The organism is Anaerolineae bacterium, assembly GCA_014360855.1.
Lineage (GTDB): Bacteria > Chloroflexota > Anaerolineae > JACIWP01 > JACIWP01 > JACIWP01.
Window position 1 is genome coordinate 1 of sequence record JACIWP010000160.1, and the last position, 7,481, is coordinate 7,481.

At 62.0% G+C, this 7,481-nt stretch carries 8 protein-coding genes; 3 read left to right on the top strand and 5 right to left on the bottom strand.

What is annotated here, in order from left to right:
• The 5 genes from H5T60_09490 to H5T60_09510 all read right to left on the bottom strand — a co-directional run.
• Positions 1–1,096: NADH-quinone oxidoreductase subunit D (locus H5T60_09490; GenBank protein MBC7242664.1), on the bottom strand; the 1,096-nt coding region annotated here is incomplete at its 3' end.
• Positions 1,097–1,104: 8 nt separating this feature from the next.
• Positions 1,105–1,602, bottom strand: coding sequence for an NADH-quinone oxidoreductase subunit C (locus H5T60_09495; protein ID MBC7242665.1), 498 nt, complete (start codon positions 1,600–1,602; stop codon positions 1,105–1,107).
• Positions 1,603–1,611: 9 nt separating this feature from the next.
• Positions 1,612–2,145, bottom strand: coding sequence for an NADH-quinone oxidoreductase subunit B (locus tag H5T60_09500; protein ID MBC7242666.1), 534 nt, complete (start codon positions 2,143–2,145; stop codon positions 1,612–1,614).
• Between the two features lie 97 nt (positions 2,146–2,242).
• Positions 2,243–2,596, bottom strand: a complete 354-nt coding sequence (ndhC, locus tag H5T60_09505) for an NADH-quinone oxidoreductase subunit A (protein MBC7242667.1) — start codon at positions 2,594–2,596, stop codon at positions 2,243–2,245.
• 218 nt (positions 2,597–2,814) lie between these two features.
• Positions 2,815–4,119, bottom strand: a complete 1,305-nt coding sequence (locus tag H5T60_09510; GenBank protein MBC7242668.1) for a serine hydroxymethyltransferase — start codon at positions 4,117–4,119, stop codon at positions 2,815–2,817.
• Positions 4,120–4,460: 341 nt separating this feature from the next.
• Between H5T60_09510 and H5T60_09515 the strand changes: the two genes are divergently transcribed.
• From H5T60_09515 to H5T60_09525, 3 genes are all read left to right on the top strand, one after another.
• On the top strand, positions 4,461–5,018 hold the full coding sequence (locus tag H5T60_09515; GenBank protein ID MBC7242669.1) for a hemerythrin domain-containing protein: 558 nt from the start codon (positions 4,461–4,463) through the stop codon (positions 5,016–5,018).
• 316 nt (positions 5,019–5,334) lie between these two features.
• A complete protein-coding gene (locus H5T60_09520; GenBank protein MBC7242670.1) occupies positions 5,335–5,757 on the top strand; it encodes a hypothetical protein in 423 nt (140 codons plus the stop codon).
• Between the two features lie 14 nt (positions 5,758–5,771).
• Positions 5,772–7,433 (top strand): cbb3-type cytochrome c oxidase subunit I, encoded by a 1,662-nt coding sequence (locus H5T60_09525; GenBank protein ID MBC7242671.1) that lies wholly within the window; start codon positions 5,772–5,774, stop codon positions 7,431–7,433.
• Positions 7,434–7,481 lie beyond the last annotated feature (48 nt).

The following is a 7,481-nucleotide window of genomic DNA, read 5'->3' on the forward strand; positions in this document are numbered from 1 at the left end:
TGGTCACCACGTCCGCCACCTTATGGCCAATGCACATCTCCCGCAGAAGGGTCAGGTTCAGCAGGCTGGTGGAGCGGATGCGAAAGCGGTAGGGCTTATTGCTCCCGTCGCTCACCAGATAGAAGCCCAGTTCGCCCTTGGGCGACTCGATGCGCCCGTAGGCCTCGCCCTTGGGCGGTTTGAGCCGAGAGAGCTGTTTGTACGGCAGGCTGGTGACCGGCCCTTCGGGGATATCCCGCATGGCCTGCTCGATGATGCGCAGGCTCTGCCGCGCCTCCGCCAGGCGCTGGAGATAGCGGGCATAGACATCGCCGGCGGTATGCACCGGCACCTCGAAATCGAAGCGGTCGTAGATGGAATAGGAATCAACTTTACGGATGTCGTAGGGGACGCCGGAGGCCCGCAGTACCGGGCCGCTGATGCCGGCATTGATGGCATCCTTGGCCTTCAGCACGCCCACACCCACCGCCCTGGCGCGGAAGATCTCGTTCTTGGTCAGCATGGTGTCCATCTCGTCAATGAAGCGCTTCAGGTGCGGCACCAGCTTCTGCAGGCGCGGCATGAACTCTTCGGGCAGATCGGCCACGACGCCGCCGGCGCGAATGTAGCTGGGCATCATGCGCGAGCCGGCGGCCATCTCGATCAGGTCCAGGATACGCTCGCGCTCGCGGAAGGCATAGACCACCGGCGTGAAGGTCGTGGCGCCCAGGTCATTCCACAGGAAGCCGATGGCCAGCATATGGTTCATGACGCGGGTCAGCTCGCCCAGGATGACGCGGATGTATTCGGCGCGCTCCGGCACCTCGATGCCGGCGAGCTTCTCCAGCGCCAGCGCATAGGCCCAGTTGTTGGTGATGCCGCAGATGTAATCGAGACGGTCCGTGAAGGGCACGTTCTGCACATACGTGCGCTCCTCCGCCGTCTTCTCGATGCCGCGATGCAGATAGCCGAAGCGCGGCTCGAGATCAACCACCGTCTCTCCGTCCAGGGTCAGCACCATGCGGAACACACCGTGGGTGCTGGGATGGTGCGGGCCCATATTGATTTCAATGGTATCGGTGCGCAGGCGTTCTGTGGGAGGTATCTGCACGCTCATAGTCTCACTCACCAGTCTGGGGTGGCCTTGCGGGAAGGCTCCAGCTCGGCATAGGAGTAGGTGCGGTTCTGGAAATCTTTGCGCAGGGGATGGCCTTCATAGCCCTCCCACATCATGATACGTTTCAGGTTGGGATGGCCCTCGAAGCGGATGCCCATCAGGTCATATTCCTCTCGCTCCTGGAAATCGGCGGAGCGCCAGACATCCACCACGGAGGGCACGACGGGGTTCTCCTTGTCCGTCACCGGCAGTTTGATCGTCAGCAGGGGGTGGCCGGCCTGCACCCCGTAGAGGTGATAGACCACCTCGAAGCGGTCCGGCCAGTCCACGGCGGTGACGTTGGTCAGGAAGTCGTATCCCAACTCGTCCCGCAGGAAGAGAGCCACATCGTGCCAGGCCTGCGGCGCGATGACGATGGTGAAGTCAATCATGCCCTCGGGGACATCGAGAACCGCCTCGGGGAAGCGTTCGCGCAGTCGGGAGAGGATTTCCTCGTGGGTCAGCATGGTCATCCCTCATTCGCTCGCCGGCTGGGGCTGAGGCGCCGGCCGAACCGCCGGCTCTTTGGCGAACCACGGCACGGTCTTGATGGACTGCTTCATGATCTTCTCATGCAGTTTCATAAACCCGTACACCAACGCCTCGGGGCGCGGGGGACAGCCCGGGATGTACACATCCACCGGGATGATCTCGTCAATGCCCTGGAGCACCGCGTACGAGGTGAATATCCCGCCCGAGATGGCACAGCTCCCCATGGCGATCACATACTTCGGCTCTGCCATCTGGTTGTAGATGCGGAGCACCTGGGGGGCCATTTTCTGGGTGATCGTGCCGTTGACGATGAGCAGGTCTGCCTGGCGGGGAGAGGGGCGGAAAAGCTCCATGCCGAAGCGGGCGATATCATAGCGGGCGCAGGCCGCGGCGATCATCTCGATGGCACAGCAGGCCAATCCGAACATGACGGGCCAGGTGGAGCCGCGCCGGCCCCAGTTGTAGACGGCATCCACCGTGGTCAAAAGGATATTGCGGGGGATTTCTTCATCATTCATGGCTGGCATATCCACCTCACTGTGTCACAATCTTCGGCGCCGCCGGGATGGATCATGTATCACCTGGTGAAAGGCAACAAAAACGCGCCGGCGAGGATCACATCCACTCCAGCGCACCCTTCCGCCAGGCATAGGCCAGTCCCACCACCAGGATGCCCAGGAAAATCAGCATCTCGATCAGCCCGAACAGCTCCAGCCGGTTGTACGCCACCGCCCACGGATACAGGAAGGCCACTTCGACGTCGAACACCACAAAGACCAGGGCATAGAGGTAATATTGTGCGCGGAAGCGCACCCATGTGGGCCCTCGCGTGTCAAGGCCGCATTCGTATGTGCTGCATTTCTCAGGGGTGGGACGCTTCGGCCGGAGGAAATACGCCACGCCGACGGCGATGATGGGGAACAATACGGCGACAAGCAGGAATAAGCCAATGAACACGTAGTGCTGCACGGCTGACTCTCCTCGACGAATCCGACTTTGGATAGCCTCTCCCCTGCGCCGAACCCCATATTACCACAAAACGCCATATTTGTAAAATCCTGTTCGCGCAATTTCGCACGATACTGCGCGACAAAACCGCGCAACACAGGGAGACAGGCGGAAAATAAAAGCGGTGCGTTCCATGGAGAACGCACCGCTGGCAGAAGGGACTGACCGAAAAGGGATGATTACGCCGGCACGGGGAATTGCGCGCACAGCTCCGCCACCTCGCCGCGCACCGCCTCCTTGACCTGTTCATCGTCGGGATGGCGCAGGACCTGCACGATCAGCCGGCCCACATGCCGTATCTCGTCCTCGCCCATGCCGCGCGTCGTCAGCGCCGGCGTCCCCAGCCGGATGCCGCTGGTGATCTTCGGCGGGCGCGGGTCGAACGGGATGACGTTCTTGTTCACCGTGATGCCCACTGCGTGGAGCAACTGCTCGGCCTCCAGCCCGGTGATCGGCTCGCGGCTCAGGTCCACCAGCATAAGATGATTGTCCGTGCCGCCGGAAACCAGCCGGAACCCGCCGCGCATCAGCTCATCGGCCAGCGCCTGGGCATTGCGCACCACCGCCTGCTGGTAAAGCTTGAACTCGGGCCGCAGGGCCTCGCCCAGAGCCACTGCCTTGCCGGCGATGACGTGCTCCAGCGGTCCGCCCTGGATGCCGGGGAACACGGCGCGATCCACTGCTTTGGCGAAATCGGCCTGACAGAGGATCATGCCGCCGCGCGGCCCGCGCAGGGTCTTATGCGTCGTGGTAGTGACCACATGGGCGTAGGGGATGGGGCTGGGATGCAGGCCGGCGGCCACCAGGCCGGCGATGTGCGCCATGTCCACCATCAAATAGGCTCCCACCTCATCGGCGATGGCCCGCAGTGTGTCGAACTCGATGATGCGTGGGTAGGCGCTGGCGCCGGCGACGATCAGCCGCGGATGGTACTGCCGCGCCTTCTCCCGCACCTCGTCATAGTCAATGCGCTCCGTCTCCCGCTTCACCCCATAGTGCACGAAGTGATACATCTGGCCGGAGAAGTTCAGCGGGTGGCCGTGCGTCAGGTGGCCGCCGTGATTCAATTCCATCGCCAGCACGATGTCCCCCGGCGACAGCAGGGCCAGGTAGGCCGCGGCGTTGGCCTGGGAGCCGGAATGGGGCTGGACGTTGGCGTGCTCCGCCCCAAAGAGCTGTTTGGCCCGCTCAATGGCCAGGCTTTCTATCACGTCAATAAATTCACACCCACCGTAATAGCGATGCCCCGGATAGCCCTCGGCGTATTTGTTGGTCAGGATAGACCCCTGGGCCTCCAACACGGCGCGGCTGACGTAATTCTCCGAGGCGATCATCTCCAGGCCGCATTTCTGCCGGTAGCGCTCCTGCTGGATGGTGTCGAAGATAATGGGGTCAACCTGCGCCAGGGCGGATGTACTGCGGTCGGGAATGTCAATGGAACATACCTGCGGCTTTTCATGGGAAACCGATTCATGGTGTGCCATATCACGCTCCTTCTGGGCCGCCGGCCGTCAAGCCGGCGCTCCCGATTGTCTCACGCTCTGCACGCCTCTCGCGCCTATTATAAAGCATAGCATAAGCCGGCCATTTTGTCAAGGGTCAATTTAATCCTAACGAGGTGCGTTCAGTATTAATTAATGACTATCCGTTGTAAACTATTTGTTTCCCACAGGCTTGGAGAGGGCCGGCCCCTGGCCCTCTGAGGCGATCATCATCCGTTCCACCTCCGCAGTTTGTGACTTTTGTCATGGATTCCTGGGGGCACTTCGGAGTACGATATGGCTGTCCGATTCGGGAACCATACCAGGCATGGAGGACAGGAGATATGCGGCCAACTGAGCTTCTGATGGAAGAGCACCGCGCCATCGAGCGCATGCTGCGCATCGTGGAGGAAGTATGCCGCCGGCTGGAAGCCGGCCAGGACGTCCCCGCCGGCGACCTGGAAGCAATCGTCGAGTTCATCCAGGTCTTCGCCGACCGCTGTCACCACGGCAAAGAGGAGGACCTGCTGTTCACCGAGATGGAAAAGGCCGGCATCCCCCGCCAGGGCGGCCCCATCGGCGTCATGTTGGTCGAGCACGAGCAGGGCCGCGCCCATGTGCGCGCCGTGAAAGAGGCCGTGGCGGCGTACAAAGCCGGCGACCGCTCCGTCATCCCCACCATTGTCCGCAACGCGCTGGGCTACGTCTCTCTGCTCCAACAACACATCTACAAAGAGGATAACATCCTCTACCGCATGGCGGACATGCACCTGTCGGAGGAGCAGGAGCGTGCACTGCTGGAGGGGTTTGAGCGGGTGGAGCAGGAGCGCATCGGCCCGGGCCGGCATGAGGCCTTCCACCAACTGCTGGACCGGCTGGAACAAACCTACGTACAATCTTGATCCCCTTTGGGCATACCCGGCGCGCGAAAGGTCTCCCGGTCTGCTATACTATTTTTGGGAGACCCTGTGCGGCCGTGGAAGGGAAGGAGGTGAATGGCCCTGGCCGGCTGGGGTGGGCTCCCTCTGACGCGTCTCGCCGCGATCTGTCTTCTCCGAAGCCCAATCTTCGCCTTTCCGAAAACCCGTCTCAACAGAAAGGAGGAACCGATGCATCCGTCCGATGTCGTCTGGTGGGGGTACACCGCGTTCTTGGTGTGCGTCGTCGCCTTTATGTTGTTCTTCGCGAGCAAAGTCCGCGCCAAGGGAGGGTGACGCCATGGATCGGGAAGAACGCATCTGGCTGGGAGTGTTGGTCGGAGTGTTCCTCATCTTCAATGCGGTGACGCTATCTCCGCTGGTGCCCTGGCAGTCATGGCTGGTGTGGTCGCGGCCGGCGCCGGCGCGCGTCGTGCAGATTGACATCGCCAATTACCAGATGAGCCTGCCGGCCGGCGGCATCGAAGTGAAGGCCGGCGAGTTCGTCGAGTTCGTCGCCACTTCTCACGATGTGACATACGGCTTCGGCGTCTTCCGCAAGGACGGCACCATGGTCTTCCAGATGCAGGTCCTGCCCAAGTACCAGAACCGCATCGTTTGGAAGTTCGACGAACCGGGCACCTACGATGTGCGCTCCACCGAATATTCCGGGCCCCAACATCCCGACATGTTTATCCCTGACGCCATCCGCGTGGTCCCGTGAGAGGAGGAACAGACATGGCACGCATCGGCTGGATCGAGAAATGGACCCTGCGCTTCGCCGTCGTCGGACTGCTTTTCCTCGCGCTGAGCGGATTTGAGGGCATCCTGATGCGCTTCCAGCTCGCCGCACCAGGGTCACTGCACGGCTTGGAAGCCGTCCTGAACGCCATCCGTCCGGTGGAGCACGAACCGACCTCGGCGGAGCTGTTCTACAGCATGCTGACCGCGCATCCCATCGTGGGCATCTACGGCTTCGCCTATATGTGCGTGATGGGCGCCTTTTATTTCCTGGTACCGTTCCTGCTGGGCAAGGAGATCCGGCATAAACGCCTTGTACCGGTCAATTTCTTCCTCCAAATTATCGGCGTGCTGACCTGCTGGTCCGCCGGCTTCTTCGCCCTCTTCAACGCGCTCTACACCCTCTATTGGCCCCTGCCGGTGGCGTATGATCGCGTGCCGCTGGCCGGCAGTATCATCTACTCCTTCGGCCTCCTGCTCATCGAAGCCAACGTCCTGCTCTTCGCCTTCAATCTGTTCAGCACTGTGCTGAGCAAGAGCAACCCGCGCTCGTACAGCTTCGGGCAGTTCCTCTCCTCTGCCTTCGGCATCTCGCGGCTTCTGCGCTGGCTGGGCCTGAAGAAGAAAGAGGATGAGTTCGAGCCGATCTACAACGAACTGCCGGTGTTCCTGGTGGCGGTCGGGCGCGGTTCCATCGATACCGTCATCAACGCCATTGTCCTGCTGACCGCGGCGGTGCTCATCCTGGCCTACGGCCTGCCGGCCCTGCTGGCCGGCATCCGGCTGGACCCCATGGCGGTGGACCCGCTCATCTACAAGAACTGGTTCTGGTGGGGCCTCGACATGGTGGCCGACGGCAACGTGCTGATGTACACCGCCGGCGTCTGGTACCTGCTGGTACCCCTGCTGGTCGGCCGTAAGCTGTACGGCGAGAAGGTGGTGCGCACCGTCATCCTGGCGGACCTGCTGGTCTCCATGTTCGTCTGGAGCCATCACCTGCTGGGCGACCGGCCCCAGCCCTTTGCCCTGCGCCTGCTTTCCGGCCAGTTCGTCACCTGGGGCGAGTTCTTCACCATGGGGCTGACCATCTTCGCCTCCCTCATGACCATCTGGCTGGCGCGGCCGGTGAAGTTCTCGCCGGCGCTGAAGTTTGTACTCGGCTCCATCTTCGGTTTCGTCATGGGCGGCGCCGCCGGCCTCATCCAGGCCAACGTCGGGCTGAACCTGATCTTCCACAACACCCAATGGGTGGTCTCCCTGCATGCCCACACCTTCTTGCTGACCGGCCTGGGGTCGCTCATCTTCGCCGTCATCTATGCCCTACTGCCCATGCTGACCAAGCTCGAGATCCGCAGTCAGCGACTGGTGAACCTTCACTTCTGGGCCTGGATGATCGGCAGTGTGACCATGGCCTACTTTATGGGCCGCGCCGGCGCGCTGGGGATGTTGCGCCGCACCCTGTACCCGGTGCCCAATCCCTATCAGCCCTACATGACCATCGCCATCATCGGATCCATCCTCATGGCGTTGGGCTTCCTGGCCTTCCTGGTGAATATTATCAGCACCCTGGGATTGAAGGCGGTGCTGGGGCTGGTACTGCCGGCGCGCTGGTTGGAAAAGCCGGCCGTCGGCAGTGCAGCCGCAACTGCCGAAAGCTGACGTCTTATTACCCTGGCCTCCCGCGGGCCAGCCCGCGGGAGGCCCGAC